At 41.0% G+C, this 19,289-nt stretch carries 23 protein-coding genes; 9 read left to right on the plus strand and 14 right to left on the minus strand.

Features of this window, described 5'->3' with window-relative positions; translation table 11 throughout:
• Positions 1-481 precede the first annotated feature (481 nt).
• Positions 482-1,108: a Uma2 family endonuclease gene (locus F8S12_RS06880; RefSeq protein WP_196515580.1), complete on the plus strand. Its 627-nt coding sequence runs from the start codon at positions 482-484 to the stop codon at positions 1,106-1,108.
• 126 nt (positions 1,109-1,234) lie between these two features.
• Here F8S12_RS06880 and F8S12_RS06885 read toward each other — a convergent pair whose 3' ends face one another.
• A complete protein-coding gene (locus F8S12_RS06885; protein WP_196515581.1) occupies positions 1,235-1,540 on the minus strand; it encodes a DUF2281 domain-containing protein in 306 nt (101 codons plus the stop codon).
• A 348-nt stretch (positions 1,541-1,888) separates the two neighbouring features.
• Between F8S12_RS06885 and F8S12_RS06890 the strand changes: the two genes are divergently transcribed.
• Together F8S12_RS06890 and F8S12_RS40390 are read left to right on the plus strand one after the other, a co-directional pair.
• A complete protein-coding gene (locus F8S12_RS06890; RefSeq protein ID WP_230967846.1) occupies positions 1,889-3,691 on the plus strand; it encodes a tetratricopeptide repeat protein in 1,803 nt (600 codons plus the stop codon).
• Between the two features lie 12 nt (positions 3,692-3,703).
• Positions 3,704-4,483, plus strand: coding sequence for a CHAT domain-containing protein (locus F8S12_RS40390; protein WP_331001364.1), 780 nt, complete (start codon positions 3,704-3,706; stop codon positions 4,481-4,483).
• Here F8S12_RS40390 and F8S12_RS06895 read toward each other — a convergent pair.
• Positions 4,480-4,848 (minus strand): hypothetical protein, encoded by a 369-nt coding sequence (locus tag F8S12_RS06895; RefSeq protein ID WP_196515582.1) that lies wholly within the window; start codon positions 4,846-4,848, stop codon positions 4,480-4,482. The genes F8S12_RS40390 and F8S12_RS06895 overlap by 4 nt on opposite strands.
• 353 nt (positions 4,849-5,201) lie before the next feature.
• On the opposite strand from F8S12_RS06895, the gene F8S12_RS06900 reads away from it, so the two are divergent.
• Positions 5,202-5,411: a toxin-antitoxin system, antitoxin component, Xre family protein gene (locus F8S12_RS06900; protein WP_196515583.1), complete on the plus strand. Its 210-nt coding sequence runs from the start codon at positions 5,202-5,204 to the stop codon at positions 5,409-5,411.
• Complete coding sequence (locus F8S12_RS06905) at positions 5,398-5,736, plus strand: type II toxin-antitoxin system PemK/MazF family toxin (protein ID WP_196515584.1); 339 nt, start codon at positions 5,398-5,400, stop codon at positions 5,734-5,736. The genes F8S12_RS06900 and F8S12_RS06905 overlap by 14 nt, the downstream gene beginning before the upstream one ends.
• A gap of 54 nt (positions 5,737-5,790) precedes the next feature.
• On the opposite strand, the gene F8S12_RS06910 is transcribed toward F8S12_RS06905, so the two are convergent.
• From F8S12_RS06910 to F8S12_RS06925, 4 genes are all read right to left on the minus strand, one after another.
• Positions 5,791-6,834 (minus strand): M42 family metallopeptidase, encoded by a 1,044-nt coding sequence (locus F8S12_RS06910; RefSeq protein ID WP_196515609.1) that lies wholly within the window; start codon positions 6,832-6,834, stop codon positions 5,791-5,793.
• A gap of 69 nt (positions 6,835-6,903) precedes the next feature.
• Positions 6,904-7,155, minus strand: coding sequence for a PEP-CTERM sorting domain-containing protein (locus F8S12_RS06915; protein WP_196515585.1), 252 nt, complete (start codon positions 7,153-7,155; stop codon positions 6,904-6,906).
• A 313-nt stretch (positions 7,156-7,468) separates the two neighbouring features.
• Entirely contained in the window at positions 7,469-7,633 is a 165-nt protein-coding gene (locus F8S12_RS06920; RefSeq protein ID WP_230967847.1) for a hypothetical protein, read from the minus strand.
• 213 nt (positions 7,634-7,846) lie between these two features.
• On the minus strand, positions 7,847-9,244 hold the full coding sequence (locus F8S12_RS06925) for an S-layer homology domain-containing protein (RefSeq protein ID WP_196515587.1): 1,398 nt from the start codon (positions 9,242-9,244) through the stop codon (positions 7,847-7,849).
• A 551-nt stretch (positions 9,245-9,795) separates the two neighbouring features.
• Between F8S12_RS06925 and F8S12_RS06930 the strand changes: the two genes are divergently transcribed.
• Positions 9,796-11,001 carry a histidine kinase gene (locus tag F8S12_RS06930; RefSeq protein ID WP_196515588.1) on the plus strand — a complete coding sequence of 402 codons (1,206 nt, stop codon included), beginning with the start codon at positions 9,796-9,798 and terminating at the stop codon, positions 10,999-11,001.
• Between the two features lie 24 nt (positions 11,002-11,025).
• Here the strand turns inward: F8S12_RS06930 and F8S12_RS06935 are convergent, their stop codons facing one another.
• On the minus strand, positions 11,026-12,051 hold the full coding sequence (locus F8S12_RS06935) for a response regulator (RefSeq protein ID WP_196515589.1): 1,026 nt from the start codon (positions 12,049-12,051) through the stop codon (positions 11,026-11,028).
• Positions 12,039-12,239: a hypothetical protein gene (locus tag F8S12_RS06940; protein WP_196515590.1), complete on the minus strand. Its 201-nt coding sequence runs from the start codon at positions 12,237-12,239 to the stop codon at positions 12,039-12,041. The genes F8S12_RS06935 and F8S12_RS06940 overlap by 13 nt, the downstream gene beginning before the upstream one ends.
• Positions 12,240-12,601: 362 nt before the next feature.
• Between F8S12_RS06940 and F8S12_RS06945 the strand changes: the two genes are divergently transcribed.
• A complete protein-coding gene (locus tag F8S12_RS06945) occupies positions 12,602-12,862 on the plus strand; it encodes a chlororespiratory reduction protein 7 (protein ID WP_196515591.1) in 261 nt (86 codons plus the stop codon).
• Positions 12,863-12,967: 105 nt separating this feature from the next.
• Here the strand turns inward: F8S12_RS06945 and F8S12_RS06950 are convergent, their stop codons facing one another.
• Positions 12,968-13,588 carry a hypothetical protein gene (locus F8S12_RS06950; protein WP_196515592.1) on the minus strand — a complete coding sequence of 207 codons (621 nt, stop codon included), beginning with the start codon at positions 13,586-13,588 and terminating at the stop codon, positions 12,968-12,970.
• Positions 13,589-13,759: 171 nt separating this feature from the next.
• Positions 13,760-14,329, minus strand: coding sequence for a DUF2854 domain-containing protein (locus tag F8S12_RS06955; RefSeq protein ID WP_196515593.1), 570 nt, complete (start codon positions 14,327-14,329; stop codon positions 13,760-13,762).
• A 662-nt stretch (positions 14,330-14,991) separates the two neighbouring features.
• On the opposite strand from F8S12_RS06955, the gene F8S12_RS06960 reads away from it, so the two are divergent.
• The gene (locus tag F8S12_RS06960; protein WP_196515594.1) at positions 14,992-15,174 is read left to right on the plus strand and encodes a hypothetical protein; all 183 of its coding nucleotides are present in this window, start codon (positions 14,992-14,994) and stop codon (positions 15,172-15,174) included.
• A 151-nt stretch (positions 15,175-15,325) separates the two neighbouring features.
• On the opposite strand, the gene F8S12_RS06965 is transcribed toward F8S12_RS06960, so the two are convergent.
• Positions 15,326-15,742, minus strand: a complete 417-nt coding sequence (locus F8S12_RS06965) for a response regulator (RefSeq protein WP_196515595.1) — start codon at positions 15,740-15,742, stop codon at positions 15,326-15,328.
• Positions 15,743-16,135: 393 nt separating this feature from the next.
• On the minus strand, positions 16,136-18,316 hold the full coding sequence (ppk1, locus tag F8S12_RS06970; RefSeq protein ID WP_196515596.1) for a polyphosphate kinase 1: 2,181 nt from the start codon (positions 18,314-18,316) through the stop codon (positions 16,136-16,138).
• A gap of 63 nt (positions 18,317-18,379) precedes the next feature.
• Here ppk1 and F8S12_RS06975 point away from each other — a divergent pair, with 63 nt between their 5' ends.
• Complete coding sequence (locus tag F8S12_RS06975) at positions 18,380-18,517, plus strand: hypothetical protein (RefSeq protein WP_196515597.1); 138 nt, start codon at positions 18,380-18,382, stop codon at positions 18,515-18,517.
• 41 nt (positions 18,518-18,558) lie between these two features.
• Here the strand turns inward: F8S12_RS06975 and F8S12_RS06980 are convergent, their stop codons facing one another.
• Positions 18,559-18,825, minus strand: a complete 267-nt coding sequence (locus F8S12_RS06980; RefSeq protein ID WP_196515598.1) for a type II toxin-antitoxin system RelE family toxin — start codon at positions 18,823-18,825, stop codon at positions 18,559-18,561.
• Positions 18,822-19,061: a hypothetical protein gene (locus F8S12_RS06985; protein WP_196515599.1), complete on the minus strand. Its 240-nt coding sequence runs from the start codon at positions 19,059-19,061 to the stop codon at positions 18,822-18,824. The genes F8S12_RS06980 and F8S12_RS06985 overlap by 4 nt, the downstream gene beginning before the upstream one ends.
• Positions 19,062-19,289: the final 228 nt, after the last annotated feature.

Genomic DNA, 19,289 nt, shown 5'->3' on the forward strand with positions numbered 1-19,289 from the left:
TACCCCGAAATAACAATTGCATACCCCGAAATAGCAATTGCGTACCCCGAAATAACAATTGCATACCCCGAAATAACAATTGCATACCCCGAAATAACAATTGCATACCCCGAAATAACAATTGCGATCGCCTAATAAGGCTTTCCTCGTTCCCAGGCGGAGCCTGGGAATGCATTCATTGAGTCTCTGGCTCAATGTCTAACTGGAGGCACAGCCTCTAATCAACCATTCCCATGCTCTGCATGGGAACGAGAGAACAATGGGAAATCGAGCTTTTTTCGACTTGTGTGTACACCGTAGCTCCTAAAAGGAGAGGAATGGAAGTGAGGTCAAAAATGTGCTGCACCTAAGCGAACTTGTTGATTGAGGATTGGGATATATAGCGATCGCCAAAATAACAAATGCACTCGCTAAAATAACAAATGCGTAGGCGTAGCCAGCCGCAGGCATCGCCGAAATAACTACTGGGAGCGATAAATTTATGACTCAAGCCTTACGTAAACTAGTTACATTCGATGAATTTGTTGCCAAATACCCAGACAACTCTGGAAAACGCTATGAGCTGCATGATGGAGTAGTTATAGAGATGTCTCAGCCGACAGGTGAACACGAAGAAGTTATAGGTTTTGTGGCACTGAATATATCTATAGAAATTGGGCGACTAAAACTTCCCTACTTCATTCCCAAAACAGCATTGGTTAAACCGCTTGAAAGTGAATCAGCTTACTCGCCAGATGTGCTGGTATTAAACCGCCCCAATTTAGTCAATGAACCACTCTGGAAAAAAGACTCTACTGTAAGCCTAGCTAAATCTATATCGTTTGTGATTGAAGTAGTTAGTACTAACTGGCATGATGATTATCTTACAAAAGTGGCTGCTTATGAAACAGTGGGAATCCCTGAATACTGGATTGTTGATTATGCCGCTTTAGGTGGTAGGCGGTTTATTGGCAATCCCAAACAACCGACAATATCAGTCTATTCATTGGTTGATGGTGAGTATCAGATCAACCAGTTTCGTGGAAGCGAACGCATTATTTCACCCACATTCAGAGAATTGAATTTAACCGTCGAACAGATTTTTCAAGCAGGAGGAGTGCAAATCTAGGCACAACCGCACACAAAAGAGAATAAAGTTAGGAATATATTGTTTTAATTGTGTACTAATCCCACATATCAAAAAGTCTTGATATTTTGGCATTTCTCTCAAAATCAGCGTAGGACGGTTTTTTATTTATCCATTTGCTTGAGGAATAGGAGTTAGTATGATGTTACCTTCTTTCATAATTAGGGTTATATTCTTTAATTGATTCCTAGCATATTCTGGTTCATCTTCTGCATAACATTGATTTAAGTTATTTAAAGAGAAGGATTGCCAATTTTCTCTTTCTTCTGTATTGGTTTCTAAAACGGTTACATCTTCGACTTGTGGAAGTGTTGAAGATTTAGTGATTAAATATTCGGCATAATGTAAAAGTTCAATTTTCAGGTAACTGGGCAAATTTTCTATGATTTTCCATAGGGCTGTTTCGGTACTCATAATTACTCCTTTTGGAATTTATAAGGATTAATATTACTTATTATTTTGATTGTAAGGTACAAGATCGGCGATGCCTACGGCGGGCTGCGCCTACGCACTATTTTATAGGAGTGATGTCTGCGACGAGGAAGGCGAGAAGCCTAACGGCATAGCTTCTCTACGAGAGGCTGCGCCAACGCTTACCGCAAAATCAGTATATTGTCTGTTCACAAGTAAAAAACACTCATCCACGAGGTTCTTTCATTATCAGAAACACATCATTTGTGATGAAATTCTACACTTTTCTGTAATTTAGGGTGTTGGTGTTGAATTTTTCTTATGATCTAGTTGCGTCTCACACCCTTACCCATGAATGAACAGCGTCAGCAAGCCTATCTCAACCTCATTCAACGCGTGTTGAATTGCCCTACTAACGATGAATTTCAAGAAACTTTGGCGGCAAACCAAGAATTAGTAGATATTGGCTTCTTGCAGGCAATAGAAGCAGAAGCACAGAGGTTTTCACAGCAAGGGGATGAGACGAGAGCCAATTGGTTGCAAAGTTTGGCAATGCAACTAAGGGAAGCGTTGAATCTAGATAATAAAGTAGATTTACAATCTCTCAGTGAGGAGGAGATACAGACATATTACCAATTCTTGATGCAGGTACTACTACAAGCAACCGCAGACAGTAGGGGTAATTCCCAGGTAGTTTACCCTTTGCTGGCAAAGAATACAGACAAACTCGACGGAGTGTTAGCAGAAATATTGCGCCGTTGGGGGATAAATAGACTTGGGGAAGCGAAAGCAGATGAAGCGGAAGCTTTAGCAGCAGTTATTGTTACATTTAGCAATCTAATTCAGCAATTCCCCTTGGGTAGCAAAGCCAACAATATAGAAATTGCCATTATTGGCTATGAAGTCGCGTTAACTGTTAGAATTAGAGAAGCTTTGCCTATTGATTGGGCAGCAACACAACATAATCTCGCAAATGCCTACAGCGATAGAATAAGAGGAGACAGGGCAGATAACATCGAAATTGCGATCGCTGCTTATACTGCTGCTTTAACTGTCAACACCAGAGAAGCTTTGCCTCAATCTTGGGCAGTAACGCAAAATAATCTGGCAAATGCCTACAACAATAGAATAAAAGGAGACAGGGCAGATAACATCGAAATTGCGATCGCTGCTTATACTGCTGCTTTAACTGTCAGAACCAGAGATGCTTTGCCTATTGATTGGGCAGAAACTTTGTGGGGGCTAGGGATTGCTTACCAAAACGCAAACCAGTTTGCCCTAGCGTACAATACTTTTGAGTCTGCCATTGCCACTATAGAATCTTTACGAGAAGAAATAGTATCTGGAGAAGAAAGCAAGCGTAAACAAGCGGAACGCTTTAACCAAGTTTATAGCTACATGGTAGAAGTTTGCACAGAATTAAATAAGATTACCAAAGCAATTGAATATGTTGAACGTAGTAAAACCCGCAATTTAGTCGAACAAATTCTTGAACGTGACTCTAAAACCATCTTCCCTCCAGAAGTAGTTACTCAATTAGAACAATACAGGGATGAAATAGCCGTAGGACAATATCAAATCCAAAATGGCAAAGCTGAAAATCCAAAAGACCTAGTACAACATCTCCAACAGTTGCGAAACCAGCGTAATGAATTGCAAAACCAATACTTACCTGTTGGTTATGGGTTCAAATTCCACTCCTTCCAAGCTTCTTTGGATAAGCATACAGCCATTATCGAGTGGTATATTCTCAACGGTAAAATTCTGGTGTTTATTGTCACAAAAAAAGGAGAAGTCACTGTTTGGCAATCCCAAGCAAAAGACAGAGAAGATTTGAGGAATTGGAGAAATGGATATTTGCATAATTACTACAATCAAAACGACCAATGGCGAAATAACTTAGGGGAAGAACTTAAAGAATTAGCTTCGATTCTGCACATTGATGAAATATTAACCCAGATACCAAAGCACTGCGATAAACTCATCCTAATTCCCCATCAATTTCTGCATTTATTGCCCCTTCATGCAATTCCAATAAATCAAAATTCTGAAAATTCGTCTTGTCTTCTGGATTTATTTGCTGGTGGTGTCAGCTATGCACCCAGTTGTCAACTACTGCAACAAGTACAACAGCGACAACGCCCTGATTTTTAATCTCTGTTTGCGATTCAAAATCCTACAGGCGATTTAAACTATACAGATTTAGAAGTACAAGTTATTCAAAGCCACTTTAATCCTGCTAATGTCCTGAAAAAAACAGCAGCGACACTCACAGCAATCGATAATTCCGACTTAAATACTTACCATTGCGCCCACTTTAGCTGCCACGGTTATTTTAACTTAGCAAACCCCGGTAAATCAGCCCTAATTTTGGCAGATGCGCCTATCGCAGACACACCAACAAAACCCGACTCCGAACGTTATCTGAATGTGCGAGCAGGGGAAACCAACGATTTAGACAAATGCCTTACCTTAGATAAAATCTTCACTCTAAAATTAGATAAATGTCGCCTCGTCACCCTTTCTGCGTGCGAAACTGGATTGATTGATTTTGGAAATACTAGTGACGAATATATTGGTTTACCTAGCGGTTTTCTGTTAGCAGGTAGTCCCAGTGTCGTTAGTTCTCTTTGGAAAGTAAATGACCTTTCCACCAGCTTTTTAATGATTAAATTATACGAAAACTTATTCAAACTCGGTCGATTGGAAGCAGGAGATGTTGCCATAGCCCTGAAGGAAGCTCAAAACTGGCTGCGAAATCTGACTATTGAGGGATTAGACATATTTCTGGAGGAACACAAAACCCAGATTGAAAAAGTCCTTGCTCAACTAAGAGTAGGACAACGCATCATATTTCAAGAATCTTTGAAACTAATCAAGCAACGTCAACCTCTACCTTTCGCAAATCCCTACTACTGGGCTGGATTTACAGCTTCTGGACTTTAAGCACCAGATTCGGGGACTTTACAAAACCTTTTCGCACCCAGTTTAAACACACAAATACTGAGTGCAGTTGCTATACCCGGAGGAATGGAAATACCAATAGCGATCGCTTCTATAGCTGGAGCAAGCAATCCAGATTCTAAGGCTTCTCTAACTTCTTCCTGACAGACAAATTGGCGACATTTTTCCAACCAATCATTTAATCCTCTATCTGCTTCCTGTGCAGTTTCCCGCATAACCAGCAGTGGAACGGCATCGTCTAAATAGCCTTCACACTCTTCGATAGTATCCAAAGCTACTAAAGCCTGGGTATTATCTGCCAATTCGCTGCGAAACTGACTAATTTCCTCTGGTGTAACAGTAATCATCTAGTTTTAACCAGTAAATAAATACACAAAAACCTTGAGAATTATACATCTAACGCCGAATCCAGAGATGTGGTGCTGACACGATATCAATAATAGAAGTAATTTTGGAGTGCGATGTCTACGACGGGCTACGCCTACGCGCATTTTCAACAACCAGAAAAATTCACGCAATTTTGGGTTGATATGCGATCGCACCTTCAAATCAAAGCCTCAACACATCACTCAAACTCAGTTCGCAGAAAGCTTTTAACAAATCGATACAATTAGCGATCGCCTTCGTCGGTAGAGACGACCAAAAACTATAATGAATACATAAAGCAACCAATACAGGCAAGCTTAGGAGAATCTAAATAATGCAGGCTGATAGCATTTCAGAGCAAAGGTTACTTGAAAAAATTCGCCAGCTACCTCCCGAAAAAGTTTTGCTAGTTGAAGGTTTTATTGATTCTTTGGATCAGCAAAGTACAGATCATAGCCTTACCTTTGCAGCAGCAAAACTTTCTGAACCAGTTCTGCTCAAAATCTGGGATAACCCTGATGATGCAGAATATGACAAACTATGAATTTGGTGATGTTGTTTTAGTGCCGTTTCCCTTTACTGACCAAACTACTACTAAAAAACGTCCAGCAGTGGTTGTGAGTTCTAATAGCTATCAACGTGAGCGTTCGGATTTAATATTGATAGCGATTACCAGTCAAGCAAATCCAGCAACTTCCTTTGGTGAAATCACAATTGCTGGATGGCGAGTAGCTGGTCTTCTCAAGCCTTCAATTATTAAACCAGTTTTGACTACCATAGATAAAGGGCTAGTGATTAGAAAGTTAGGACGACTTGAGGAATCAGACCTTCAGACTTTGCAAAACCTTTTTCTGGCTATTTTGGGTTGATATGCGTAGTTTACCGCCGTAGGCATCGCTCCTTCAAATCAAAGCCTCTCAGTATCACTCAAACTCAGTTTCGCAGAAAGCTTTTAACAAAGCGATACAATTAGCGATCGCTCCTAAATGAGCAATTTCATATCCATGTGTATTTTCTGTGGGAAATGCCAAACACGCAGCACGCCCAACATGACCAAATTTCATCGCAATTGAGGCATCGCTGCCAAACCCACTTAGGATGGTTAACTGCACTGGCATATCCAACTGTTTAGCACAGTGGCGCAGTTGTCCATTTAGCCCTTCATCATATATCCCATAGGCATCTTGAGACAAAAGTACAGGACTTACCCCATCTTTAACAGGATATTCTTCAGATAAAGGACAAATTTCTAAAGCAATCAAGGCATCCAAACGCTGATTTTGGGTGAAAAACAGCGCCCCAATTGCCCCCACTTCTTCTTTTGCTGACGCTACCAAATAAACATCAACAACTGGCTGTTTCAGATTTTGAGCTAAAGCTAATAGAATCGCAACAGAGGCTTTGTTATCTAAGGTGTAACTGGCGATATGATCCTTTAACCTAATTGGATGCTTGCGATGCTTACCGATTACCATTCTAGTTCCGGGTCGAATGCCAGCTGCTTCTAATTCAGCAGATGTGAGTTTCGTTTCAATCCAGGCATTTTCCCACTTAACAGTAGTATCTTCCTGCTGCACTTTTTGGGGCGATTCGTGAGAAACGTGGCGGGAACCAAAGCTGAGAATACCGTTAATGGTTTCGTTATCTCCTAGTAAATCTACAACTCCTTCACCGTAAACCCACGGAAAAGAGCCGCCGAGTTTGCGGACTTCCACACGACCTTTATCACTGATATTTTTGACAATAGCGCCAATTTCATCTTTGTGTGCCGTGATAGCGATCGCTCGCTCTGGATTTTTCCCTGGAATTTTCGCAATAATATTATCAGCGCGATCGCACCAAACTTGCACACCCAGCGCTGCAAATCGTTGCATCAACAACTGGTTAATCTCAGTTTCTGCACCACTAGGGGAATGGTGCATCACCAATTCTTCAATAATTTGAAATAAGCGATCGTAATCCCACATCAATACAGTTAGTTTAATTTTCAACTGTTGTATGAGACAATTGTGCATCAACAACTCGAGCAACAGTCCTCAGTGCTGACTTTTTTGTTGACGCTTAAGTATTCCTGTTGCACCAAAAGCACAAATTGCCAACAATGTCCCCCACGCGATCGTTGGTTCAGGAACAGACTTAGCCTCAATCACCGCCAGTGCCCTGTCTGCTATCACCTGATGAGCAGCAGTTGTTGGATGGAAACCGTCCCAGATGAGAAACTTGTTGTTACCTGGGTTACATATATCTAGTCTAGACAGACAAGACTCGGTTACATTCGTAAAACCCAATGCGCTTGCCTGATTAATTGAACCACCCCACCGCAAGGCGGATGGGGATTCCTGACATCTAATGATGACAGCGGGACATTCAAGTATCCCTCTAGACCCTCAAACTAACACCCATACGAGAGGCGCAAGAATTGGGCTTACTTTTAGTTTAGATTTACGCTTTCAGAGTTCATCGCTAAGCCAGGTAGGTACGCTCTGCATTCTGATATTGCTTGTCAGTTGTTTAGGCTTGCTGTTTAAAAACAGTAGTGACTTACTGTGCCGGAGTCTCACCGAAACTAGAATGCTTCAACACGTAGATGATTATTCATACTCACTTTTCTATTTTAACATTTAAAGAATCGTCTACTCCACTTCGTTCCGCATTAGCTAATCCATCCCCACCGTTTAGACGGATGGGGTTTTCCGCGAAATCTGATAAAGAATAAGTATCAACAGAGATGATGTTAAGATTTGGGTTTTGGCTCAAAGCGCTCACAGTTGTTGCTAAACCCAAGTTAAACTCACTATCAAAGACAGGTAAAAACGCTGTAAATACTTAGATTTACATTTTCTTAATACAAAATAGGTGTATTACAAATAAATAGCAAAGTTTCCATGCCTAGCATAGAAGCTATCCACTTTTACGCTGATCATAGACAACCGCAACAGAATTAGGTTTGTGTAGACGTAGCCCGTCCCAAATATTGCTTTAACTCCGCTTTAATTTCAAAGCATCAGCCGCTGATAGACCCTCGTCCTGAGTGCCAAAATACCACAAAGCCGTAGCAGCCTCAGCACGAGTCACTGGTTTTTTGGGTTGAAACAGAGTAGTATAACCAAACACCCGCCGAATATTCGATTGTTCGCCATTCCGGTAATCAGCCAATACTGCTCTTAAAGCCTTGGGGTCAATTCGCGCCGTGTCTTGGAAACCCCAGGTTTGTTTGACCGTATCAAAGTTAGCGGAGGGTAAAGCTTGGCGAGTATCTAGGGGTAATTTCCATAGCAACAACTGTTCCCGCGTCAAGGGTGCATCAGGACGAAACAAAACTACTGTAGAATCTCCAGATAAAGGACTGGGAATTAACCCAGCCTCGGCTAATCCCTGAATTGCTGGAAAATCAGGGTCTTTTGCCGACACATCACTAAAAGCTGGTTGAGTGCTTTCTGATGGCAAGCGAATTTGTTTAGTTGGATTGCTGGCATACATAGCATTGTTAGCAGCAAATAGCCAACGGGCGTATTCCCGATGTGTGACGATTTTGCTCGGTTCAAACTGGTTAGTTGTGGCAGTAGAATTACTCTTAGTTACCTTTGGTTCTAGAGACAAAACACCTAATGCAGCCACGTCTTGGATGTATTGCCGCCATTCTTGCGGTGCCTTGTTCAAATCGTCGAATTCTGGCGATTCAGGTGTGGCTGTAGGGATTGTTTGGTTATTAGCTGTGCTTGGTGGCTGTGCTGCCAAGTTTGCTGGTGGTGTCGGGTCAACGAACTGTGGATTTCCTGGTTGAGCAACAGCGTTAGTAATTTCGTTAGGATTTGTAGTTGGGGGAGGTTGTGCCGTTGCAGCACTATTCGGTTCATAGTCAATCAGTAATTCAGTGGCTGTTTGGGGTTGATTGGCTGTGGCGTTGGTGACTGATTGAGGTTGAATAGAAACCTTCAACAGCAAATCGTTATAACGTGCCTCAAAAACACCTCCTGCATCATCTGTTGGCTGTTGCAAAATCTGCCACTTCTTTGTTTGAAACTGGCTATTATAAAAGCTAGCAATAAAGTTGCTGGGGTCAGAACTCAACCAACGAGTTGAAACTTTATTTTCTGAGCCGCTAGCAGGTGTAACTTCCTGTAGTTTGGCATTGGAATATAGTGGTATATCTTTGGGAAAATCAGCTGGTAACTGAACTGTTGATGGGTTTTGCTGTGCTTGCGGTTCGTTACCCTGAGATTCCTCAAAGACAACTGGATTGTTTTGCAGCTTAGGATCTGCCGCCAAAGATTGCTCAAGGTTTTTGGCGACTGGACTATTAGCACAGGCTGTTAACGAAGTAAGTAGTAGAACAGCCAAACTCAGAAAGACAGCTGGACGTTTACAGGGAAGCACAGGAAATCATATATTGAGTTTCAATTCCTACCCTAGCGCAGACTGTTCATTAAAGGGAGACTAGGGATTAGGTATTAGGAAAGAAAAAGCCGGGAAGCACGACAGAATTCAATGTCACCTCTGCTTTTGTACCTCTTTTATCACCAAAAGAGAATATCTCAAAAAATTAGTAAACGGTAGCAAAAGCTACCGTGTTGTCTTTGTTTTACAGCCATTAGGTTTTATTCCCATGCTTACTTATAAACTTCCCTAAAATTCTGACAAACTAACATTTTCGGAAAAAAACCGAAATTAAAGCTTTCCCCTGCTGGCTCTGGCGAAAGATTTTGATTCGGGGCAAATTAAGACTTATATCCAAGGGCAAGGGTGTTTTCTGGAGATAAAGTAAGCCAAAAAAAGCAAAAAGCTGAAAAAATATGTCTAATGTCAAAAAAGCTGATCCGATAGGAGGATGAAAATCTAAAATAGATATTAAATTAAAGAAAAAACAACGACCATCGACAACCGTCAGTCCATTTTACTTTCTGTAAAGCGTCGCCAGGTTGTTACCAGTGCTGAAACACGATTACATGCAAGTTTCCCAGGATCAGCCTATTTATTGTGAGGCTCCGCTCCAATTGTTATTGTTTGTCGATGGACGCCCTAAGTCCCGACAACAGCTACAGCGAATACGTGCTTACTTAAAAGAATTGGAGGCTGAGTATAGTTTTGAACTTCAAATTATTGATGTTGGACAACAACCTTACTTAGCAGAACACTTTAAATTGATAGCAACGCCAGCTTTAATCAAAATTCATCCAGAACCACGACAAATTTTAGTTGGGAGTAATATTGTAGCGCAGTTGCAAAACTGTTGGCCTCGCTGGCAAGCCGCTGTAGACACCTATTTAAAATTACAGGAAGACTTACAAGAACGTATAGACGACAATGCGAGGGCCACATCACCCAAATCCACTATCGGTTCAGTTGCTGTTTCTGCCGAACTAATCCGACTTTCAGACGAAATTTTTCGCTTGAAACAGGAAAAAGAGAATCTCCTTGAGCAGCTACAGTTTAAAGACCGGGTGATTGCCATACTCGCACACGATCTTCGTAATCCTCTAACTGCTGCCGCGATCGCTATAGAAACTCTCCAATCTAACTACAATTTAGAAACGGGTGAATTCCTGCGCCTCAAACCAAGTATGACGGCGCATTTATTAAAACAAGCCCACAATCAAACTAAGATCATTGAAAGGATGATTGCCGACCTTTTGGAGGTAGGTTGTAGTAAAGATACAGAGTTGCCAATATTACCACAAAAGATAGAGCTAGGTAAACTGTGCCTAGATATACTAGAAGAATTGTGCGATCGCTACACCGCTAAATCTCAAGAAGTAGAAACAGATATTCCTAAAGACTTGCCATACGTCTATGCCGATCCAGAACGCATCCGCCAAGTGCTAGTGAATCTATTGGATAATGCCATCAAATATACACCAAAAGGTGGCAAGATTAGCATTACCGGATTGCACCGTACTACCCAAAAAATTCAGTTTAGTATTGGCGATACTGGGCCTGGTATTCCTGTAGAAAATCGCCATCGCATTTTTGAAAACCACTTCCGCCTGCAACGAGACGAAGGTACAGAAGGTTACGGCATTGGTCTTTGTTTATGCCAACGCATCATTCGGGCGCATTATGGTCAAATTTGGGTAGACTCTGCTCCCAATAACGGAGCATGGTTTCACTTCACACTGCCAGTTTATCCTTCTTAGAGTTTGGTGATTCACAAATGACAATTAAGAACTTGAGATAAAGCGATCGCGTCCCCCAGTCTTCGCTTGGTAGAGTGCTTTATCTGCCAGTACAATCAAATCTGAAGGTGAAGATTCCCAAGTCGGGACAACAGTCGCTATGCCCATACTGATGGTGACATACTGACTTACCGCAGATCCATCATGAACAATTTGCAAATCTTTGACTGCCGCTTGGATCATGGCGGCAACATGAACTGCACCAGAAGCATGGGTATATGGCAAAATCACAGCAAATTCTTCGCCACCATAACGCGCTACTAAATCGTGATGTTTTTGTGCTTTAAAGTTTAAGACAGCACCTACCTTTTGTAAACAGACATCCCCAGCAGGATGGCCATATTTATCGTTATAAAATTTAAAAAAGTCGATATCACACAAAATCAGTGACAGCGAAGATCCCTCTTGTGCTAAATGAATCCACTGAGTGTAGAGATAATCGTCAAAGCGACGACGATTAGCCAACTCAGTTAAGCCATCTACATAAGCCAACTGCTCCAAAGCTTGGTTTGCAGCCTCTAACTGTTTGTAGACTTGCGCTTGCTGTAGCAGTCGGCGCAACCGTTGGCGCAACACAGGCCAATGAATTGGCTTAGTGATGTAATCAGTAGCTCCTGCCTCAAAAGCCCGGTCTACTGATTCCTCATCGTCCAAGCATGTGATCATTAATATAGGAGTCCGCTCCCATATCTTTGAGATCACAGTATTGCCAATAGCAGAGTCAGCATCAAACGTTGCAAGTGCTGATATTAAATTATTCCTAGCAATCTGGAGCAAGTGCTTACAGCAGGTAAAGCCATCCATCACAGGCATTACAGCATCCAGCAAAACTATATCCGGTTTGATGGTTTCGTAAGCATCTATACATTGCTTACCATCAGCAACCTCCACCACTCGATAACCTTCTTGTTCCATAGCTTTACGCAATAGCACCCGGAAGGCCTTGTCATCATCAACCACTAGAATCACCGGAGGTTGCTTAGAAACAGAAAATGTGGTTATGCCGGGCATGACTCGCGTTCCAATTGCGGGGTTATCCTGAAAAAGGCTGGGCAACTTGATCGCATGGGGGCGATCGCTCTTTTGATTAATGCCAGGATTTGCGGCAAAGGTATGTCTGGCTTCACAATCAACTGTTTTTTGACAATAGACTGCCCAATGTTATTGAGCCAAGCAAGCGGTAGATAACTAAGTTGCATAGACAATCTATAATTGGAACATGAAGGCAATTGTTACCTTTTTGTTCAACTATGGTTATGGGAGGAAATGTTACTTTTATATTTCCCCATTGTTAAAGTCAAATTGCAATTTTTTTGAGATTCGCAAATCCACACCTTAATTATTTAGTTCTGTAGTTAGTTTAGTAACCTAGCCAGGCATGGCAAAGCAATTGTCAAAGTGCCTCACAAGACAGCTAATATTAAATCATAATATCCATTGCATTAAACTTATTTAGTCTATTCGGCAAGGGTTGCGGAGGTTTAGTATAATTACATATAATTGAGATTATACTAAGTCTAGAGCTTCACTGTCCAGTTATTCTAATCAATAAATTTTTAAAATGCCAGACCCATTAATGTATCAGCAAGATAATTTTGTTGTTCTGGAAACAAATCAACCAGAACAATTTCTGACACCATCAGAGTTATTAGAAAAGCTCAAAACAACTCTCCAACGACTCCAAATTCAAGATTTAACACCTGACTTGCAAAAGTTTAATACTGTGGAAGCTCAAGCCCAATATTTACTCGACACTAGTTGCGAATTAGATGTTGGTACTGGGCAATATTTGCAATGGTATGCAGTTCGTTTAGAAAAGTAACTTTTTGGTCAGTAGTTAAGACGAAAAAAAGTTAATTCGGCGATTCGTTAAAAATCTGCCACACAACTCAAAGGAATACGTAGTTTACTACCGTAGGCATTGCCTCTAACTCTCAGATGAAAGGATGCCTACAAGCACTCGCACCAAATCTTCTAAACCTTCAGGAACACGGTAAAGTTTAATATCTTCTACAACCCGTTTATCTTCTCTATGAAGAGTACCAAATTTCCAGTCATCTCCATTGGTAACTGCTCCATATAAAATAGCTTTTTCATGATCTAAGGACTGATCAAGAGCTACTAATTCTACTGCTAGCTGTGTAAACCCTCTTCTGATATCTGATTGTTTTGCTTCAATCACCAATAGGGAGTTAGATTTATGTAAGTAATAATCCAAAGTACCTTGGAGTTTTTCATTGACATTAATCGGATACTCACTATATAGTTGAGCCTTTGTCTGAGCACATATTTCAGCAAGGATAGGGGCAATTAAAAATTCCCGTATTGATATCTCAGCGATTGGATTAAAAAGCTTTATATTACGCTGCAAATAATTTTGTAAAAATTCTAAATAGCTCAGTTCAGCACAGTATCTTGGTAATTCTAGCTCTGTGCGATCGTAGCTGTACTCAAACTCAGCCAGTATGTCTATTGTTGGGTTGGGCAACAAAAAGTATTGAATAAAAGTGTAACTTTGCTCAGGTTTTAAAATTCTATGTTTGCTCATGATTTTTTCTAGTCTATGAACCACACCGGAGATATTATGACTGGGATATCATTGAGCAATGCACTACCAAAACTCCCACGGCATTATTCGAGTAGACTGATATTAGAAAAAGCTTTAATGTGGGTAACGACAAGTTATAAAGCAGTGGAGTTTTGGTAGCGATAATTTTTGTTATTGACTATTGACTATTGACTCTTTTTGATTATTGATCAGTGCTAGTTCAATTTTATTTTCAAATGGTTGTGTTATTTGAACCTCCACTCCAGGCCCAAAATAGGTGGTCATTTTTTCCTGCTTTTTTTGCCACACATCAATCGGTATTAGCGGTGAATAAAATTCTAAAATTAGGGCATAACTCCCATTAACTTCTATTTCTCGTAGTCCTGTAACTGTTGGCCTTTCCTCATCTGTGGGACTCAAACCTAGAAAAGAAAGTGTTGTATCTAGATGAGCATCTTGACCGTAGAAATATCGAGTAATGTCTTTGCGAATTTTATTTTGAGTATCAGTTGCTTGCTGCTGGCGCAGTATCAACGCTGTCGGTGACGTAGTTTGGCTAAAGGGTACTGGCTTGAGTTCATTAGCTTTAAGCGCCAGCCCTCCCAACAATAGAGGAATTCCGTAAAAAAATCCGACAAGATTAAGTGTGGCATTATTAGCAGCATAAGCGACGAAGCCAATGATGGTTAATATACCACCGATAGTTAAGCCGAGTGTTCCCAAAGAGATTTGGCGTAGCATGAGTTTAGGTTAGTATAAATTCTTAATACTATTTCCAAAAATCTTGGTAACAAATGAATCGGCTGTAAGGGCGTACATCTATCATTGGTATCAACTTAAGCCCAAACCCCTTTAAAACCTCGTTTCTAGCCTCTGGCTGGAAATGCTGTTCATTGGGCTGCTGCCGCAAGTCAAGAGGCAGAACCTCCCATTGGGCATTCCCACTCGGAGACAGGGAACGAGACAATCTCTAAAAGCTTTGTCTAGACTGGTTTTAACGTTAAGTTGACACCAATATAAATCTATCACGCTCCTACCAATGTACTTGTAGCAGGAATTTTGTGAAATGGTATCAGTTTTATTATCATCGGCTATGAGTAACAAATTAGGGAAGAGTATTAGCTTAAGCCACTGAGTAGGTGGTATAAATAAATAAAATATCTAGATTTCCGACTTCTTAGAAAAATCGGGAATCTGTCTAGTGAGCGTTTAATGTTTACAGGACTTACGCAAACAATAGCCGAAAATCATTCTTTTCGGGTAGGGGCAATTCATGAATTGCCCCTATAGCGTGTGGTTTTGCGTAAGTCCTAGTTTAATTAGATTCACCTATTTAGCGCTCCAGAATGTTCGATTTTGAGTTAACTTTAAACTTAAAGGTAGTTAAAGATTGGAATAAAATAATGGATCTACAGACTATAAAACAACGAATTACCATAGTGCAAAGTAAGCGCGAATACCTGCTGGGCTTACTGGAGCAACCAAACCTGGGAACTTTGAGAGTTGACGTAAATCAGGCTTTGGAAGAACTGGATGACTTAATTGATGAATTTAGACGCACCATTCCCGAAAAGGAAAATAGTTGAGCCAGACCAAAAGGTAGAGTAAAAGTGATCAAAAACTGCGTCGGTGTAACTGTCAACTTCAGGCTATACCGACTTTTTTCATTACTGTAATGTCCTAAAATTGCCAGAATTGAACTAAACCAGGCTTGACTAAGGAACATTTAGTATACATTTATACTTTATCTGACCCATCTCCTGCACGCTTTCCTAACTGCCTAACTAAGGCAATAAGTTCGTTTGTAGGTACATCTTTCTTGCAAACGTCATCAAAGCTAGACATTGCCTTTGCCCCTTGAAAATTTACGTCTTCCACTGAGGAATAAGCAAGGATTTGAGTGTTCGGAGATATAGCTTTAATATGACTAGACGCACTCCAGCCATCCATGACGGGCATCTGTAAATCTAGAATAATTACGTCTGGGTGGCAACGTTTAACCATTTCTATAGCTTCTTCACCATTACTGGCTAAACCTACTACTTGAATATTTTCCTGGCAAGAAAAAACCAATTGTAAGGTTAAACGAGTCAGTTCGTGGTCGTCAACTACTAGAACGCGCAAGGTGGAAAGTTCACAGGATAACATTAGCATTGAGGGGAAAGACAAAATTATTCACAATAGCCTTTTTAGTGTATGAGAACAAGTGCCAGCACTTACTCTATCCTATGGTTGAATAACTTGTATTAACCCATAACAAATAACTTAGATACAGCAGATTTCAAGGAAAGTGAAGTACACAACCTAAGTTTCAAGTCCAAGCATAAAGCCTGTTTTACTTGTGGATTCTGAACTCTGACCCCTGAATTCTGCTGTAACTTCTTCAGGACTTACGCAAACAATAGCCGAAAAGAATGATTTTCAGGTAGGGGCAATTCATGAATTGCCCCTACAGCGTGTAGTTTTGCGTAAGTCCTATTCTTAAAAAATTCAAGTTTTCTAAAAAAACTAAGTTGAATTAGTTGTCAAGGTGCAAGAAACTTGTTTTTAATCAATCAGGTTTGAGTTTACACCAGTTGAGCGTAATGCCATATTCATGATAATTTTTTGTGAATTAGCTTCTGGAGAATCATCATAGGGACGCCGTTGAATGTAAGTGCCATCGGCTTGTAACTCCCAAGCTTGACGATTATCTGCGAGCATAATTCCCATAATTTCTTGCAAATCTTTAGCAATATCAAGGTCTTTGACTGGGGTAATTACTTCCACGCGGCGATCAAGATTGCGACGCATCCAGTCGGCACTGCCAATATAGATTTCCTCTTGTGTGTTGTTATGAAAATAATAAATCCGAGAGTGTTCTAAAAAGCGACCAATAATGCTGATTACGTGAATATTTTCGCTGATTTCTTTGAGTCCTGGGCGCAAACAGCAAACGCCTCTGATGATTAAGTCTATTTGTACTCCAGCACGGGAAGCTTCATATAAAGTAGCAATGATTTGCGGATCTACGAGGGCATTCATTTTGGCAACAATGCGTCCAGAAAATCCATTTTGAACATTTTCGATTTCGCGGTGAATTAGTGCCAAAAAGCGATCGCGCATATTCACAGGTGCAACCAGCAACTCTCGATAAGACTTGTGCAGTGAGTATCCTGTCAAGAAATTAAATAAATCTGTGATGTCAACACCTAATTCTTCACGGCAACTAAACAATCCCAAATCTGTATACAGCCGTGCCGTTTTGGGGTTATAGTTACCAGTGCCAATATGCACGTAGCGACGTATTTGGTCTTTTTCCCGCCGTACCACCATGACGGTTTTACTGTGGGTTTTCAGCCCTACTAAACCATAGACAACATGAACCCCTACTCTTTCTAGTCGTTTTGCCCAGTAAATATTATTTTCTTCATCAAATCGCGCCTTTAATTCCACCAGCACGGATACTTGCTTGCCATTTTCGGCGGCGGCAATTAAGGCGTTGACTATGGGCGAGTCGCCAGAAGTTCGGTAAAGGGTCATTTTGATTGCTAACACATTCGGATCGTAGGCGGCATGGGTAATAAACCGCACCACTGTTTCCGAAAAGGATTGATAGGGATGGTGTACTAACAAATCCTTTTCCCGAATCACAGCAAAAAAGTCTTTTCCTTCGTCCGTCTCCAGTGCCTCTGGATCTAAACTCGGTTCCTTCAGCCTTTGCAAGCGTAATGGCACGACAGATTGGCGTGGTGGATCTTTGAGTTCTGGCAATGGCAGGGACATAAAATACATCAAATCCCGCAGTCCCAAAAGACCATCTACCTCGTAAATATCACTGTCTGTTAATTCCAAATCTTCTAATAATCGCGATCGCACTGATTCAGGAGTTTGAGATTGAATTTCTAATCGGACTGGACTCCCACCCATGCGCCGTTTTCTTAGTTCCTGTTCGATCGCTAATAACAAATCATCTGCTTCATCCTCTTCCAATACCAAATCAGCATCGCGGGTAATGCGGAACGGGTGATATTCTTGAATCTTCATCCCTGGAAATAGAGATTCCAAGTTATGAGCGATCGCCTGTTCTAAAGGTACTCCAGTCCAATGGATAGGTTTTCCGTTCTCTTGAGTTGCCAACTCAGGCGGAATTGGTAAAAATCGGGGCAGAACGCTGGGGACTTTAACTCTGGCAAATAATTCTTCTTCGGTGTCTGGGTTTTTGACGACAACTGCCAAATTTAGACTGAGATTGGAAATGAAAGGAAAGGGATGACTGGGGTCAACAGCCAGGGGAGTCAGAACTGGAAAGACTTGTTCATCAAAATAGCTGTTGAGATGAGTCCGCTGTTTTTGATTTAAATCTATATAATTCAGTATATGGATGCCGTGATTTGCTAACAAGGGTCGAAGTACTTGCTCAAAATGTTGATGCTGTTTCTTCACCTGGGGACTGAGGCTAGAGCTAATATCGTCTAGCTGTTGTTGTGGTGTCCGCCCATCGGGAGTTAATAGGCTAACTTTCGCCTCTACTTGTTGCTTTAAAGCAGCAACACGCACCATAAAAAACTCATCTAAATTAGAACAGAAGATTGCTAAAAACTTGAGGCGTTCGAGAAGCTGCGTGCGATCGTCGCAGGCTTCATGCAACACCCTAGCATTAAATTCTAACCAGCTTAACTCTCGGTTAAGATAATATTGTGGATCGCTCAGATTGATGGGAGTAGCGCTTTTCTTGGGTTTCGCCATAATGACCTAAGGGCAGCCAGATGTAGCCCATTTAACTGGGGGACAATAAATATAGTAAGTTAAATGGGGCTTGAGCGTAACTCTGAGGCGATCGCTAGCCAAACAAAAACCTTACCTTGCCCTAACGGACATCCCTCTCTTTACCAAGGCTACGGTGTACACACAACGTGGTTGAAAAATTACAATTCTCTCGTTGCCTAACAGGAGGCTCCGCCTATTGACTTGCGATAGAGCCGCAATACTCACGCTACATCCTTATAAACCTTGCTACGATGTCCGACTTCCACAACATTCACCATTAGAATATCATCGAAAATATCGTATATAATTCGATACTCACCTACTCTAATCCTATAAGCACTTTCTTTACCTTTTAGCTTTTTTACCCCGTTTGGACGTGGTTCAGTGGCTAAATCATCAATTCTACCTTGTATGCGTTCTTGAAGTTCTGGCGATAATTTTTTAAGTTGTTTTAATGCTCCCTTCAATATTTCAACTTTATAACTCACGCAACTTCCTTTTTTATTTCTGCTTTAAGTTCTTTTTTAGCTTCTTCCCATGACACAGAGCCGTCAATCTCAGCGTCTTTTTTTGCTAGCTCATAGGCTTTTAAATCTTCTTCTTCCTCTTCATCTTCGATTTTTTGAAGGAATGTGTAAATTTCATCTAGGGTACTGTCATAAGCTTGATGTAGCAGTACGTTGATATCTTTAATTAACTGTTCTCTTTCGTGTGCTGGTTTCATTTCTAATCATCCGAGCGTAGTTTTACTTTTTCTCTACAGTCTCTAGTTTCGCCTAAAGACATCTCATCATTATTGTTTTTTGAAGTCTCTAGTATTCCCCCACCAGCGCCTATCAGAACTTTTTTAGGTTTTGCCTGTGTAGACGAGGTTTCTAACCGCCCACAGCATATTACCCATAAAGATGCACTTAAGATTTAGCAAAGATATGATATGGGGATTTCTGAAAAT

The sequence above is a fragment of the Nostoc sp. WHI genome, assembly GCF_015714725.1.
Taxonomy (GTDB): Bacteria; Cyanobacteriota; Cyanobacteriia; order Cyanobacteriales; family Nostocaceae; genus Nostoc.

What these genes read in the sequence shown, in the direction of transcription:
- F8S12_RS06935 (WP_196515589.1), bottom strand. Translation starts at nt 12,051, where the DNA reads ATGCCCGGCATAACCACATTTTCTGTTTCTAAGCAACCTCCGGTGATT.
- F8S12_RS06880 (WP_196515580.1), top strand. Translation starts at nt 482, where the DNA reads ATGACTCAAGCCTTACGTAAACTAGTTACATTCGATGAATTTGTTGCC.
- F8S12_RS06955 (WP_196515593.1), bottom strand. Translation starts at nt 14,329, where the DNA reads ATGCTACGCCAAATCTCTTTGGGAACACTCGGCTTAACTATCGGTGGT.
- F8S12_RS06885 (WP_196515581.1), bottom strand. Translation starts at nt 1,540, where the DNA reads ATGAGTACCGAAACAGCCCTATGGAAAATCATAGAAAATTTGCCCAGT.
- F8S12_RS06895 (WP_196515582.1), bottom strand. Translation starts at nt 4,848, where the DNA reads ATGATTACTGTTACACCAGAGGAAATTAGTCAGTTTCGCAGCGAATTG.
- F8S12_RS06890 (WP_230967846.1), top strand. Translation starts at nt 1,889, where the DNA reads ATGAATGAACAGCGTCAGCAAGCCTATCTCAACCTCATTCAACGCGTG.
- F8S12_RS06945 (WP_196515591.1), top strand. Translation starts at nt 12,602, where the DNA reads ATGCCAGACCCATTAATGTATCAGCAAGATAATTTTGTTGTTCTGGAA.
- F8S12_RS06960 (WP_196515594.1), top strand. Translation starts at nt 14,992, where the DNA reads ATGGATCTACAGACTATAAAACAACGAATTACCATAGTGCAAAGTAAG.
- F8S12_RS06950 (WP_196515592.1), bottom strand. Translation starts at nt 13,588, where the DNA reads ATGAGCAAACATAGAATTTTAAAACCTGAGCAAAGTTACACTTTTATT.
- F8S12_RS06965 (WP_196515595.1), bottom strand. Translation starts at nt 15,742, where the DNA reads ATGCTAATGTTATCCTGTGAACTTTCCACCTTGCGCGTTCTAGTAGTT.
- F8S12_RS06910 (WP_196515609.1), bottom strand. Translation starts at nt 6,834, where the DNA reads ATGTGGGATTACGATCGCTTATTTCAAATTATTGAAGAATTGGTGATG.
- F8S12_RS06900 (WP_196515583.1), top strand. Translation starts at nt 5,202, where the DNA reads ATGCAGGCTGATAGCATTTCAGAGCAAAGGTTACTTGAAAAAATTCGC.
- F8S12_RS06975 (WP_196515597.1), top strand. Translation starts at nt 18,380, where the DNA reads ATGGGGCTTGAGCGTAACTCTGAGGCGATCGCTAGCCAAACAAAAACC.
- F8S12_RS06985 (WP_196515599.1), bottom strand. Translation starts at nt 19,061, where the DNA reads ATGAAACCAGCACACGAAAGAGAACAGTTAATTAAAGATATCAACGTA.
- F8S12_RS06940 (WP_196515590.1), bottom strand. Translation starts at nt 12,239, where the DNA reads ATGCAACTTAGTTATCTACCGCTTGCTTGGCTCAATAACATTGGGCAG.
- ppk1 (WP_196515596.1), bottom strand. Translation starts at nt 18,316, where the DNA reads ATGGCGAAACCCAAGAAAAGCGCTACTCCCATCAATCTGAGCGATCCA.
- F8S12_RS06905 (WP_196515584.1), top strand. Translation starts at nt 5,398, where the DNA reads ATGACAAACTATGAATTTGGTGATGTTGTTTTAGTGCCGTTTCCCTTT.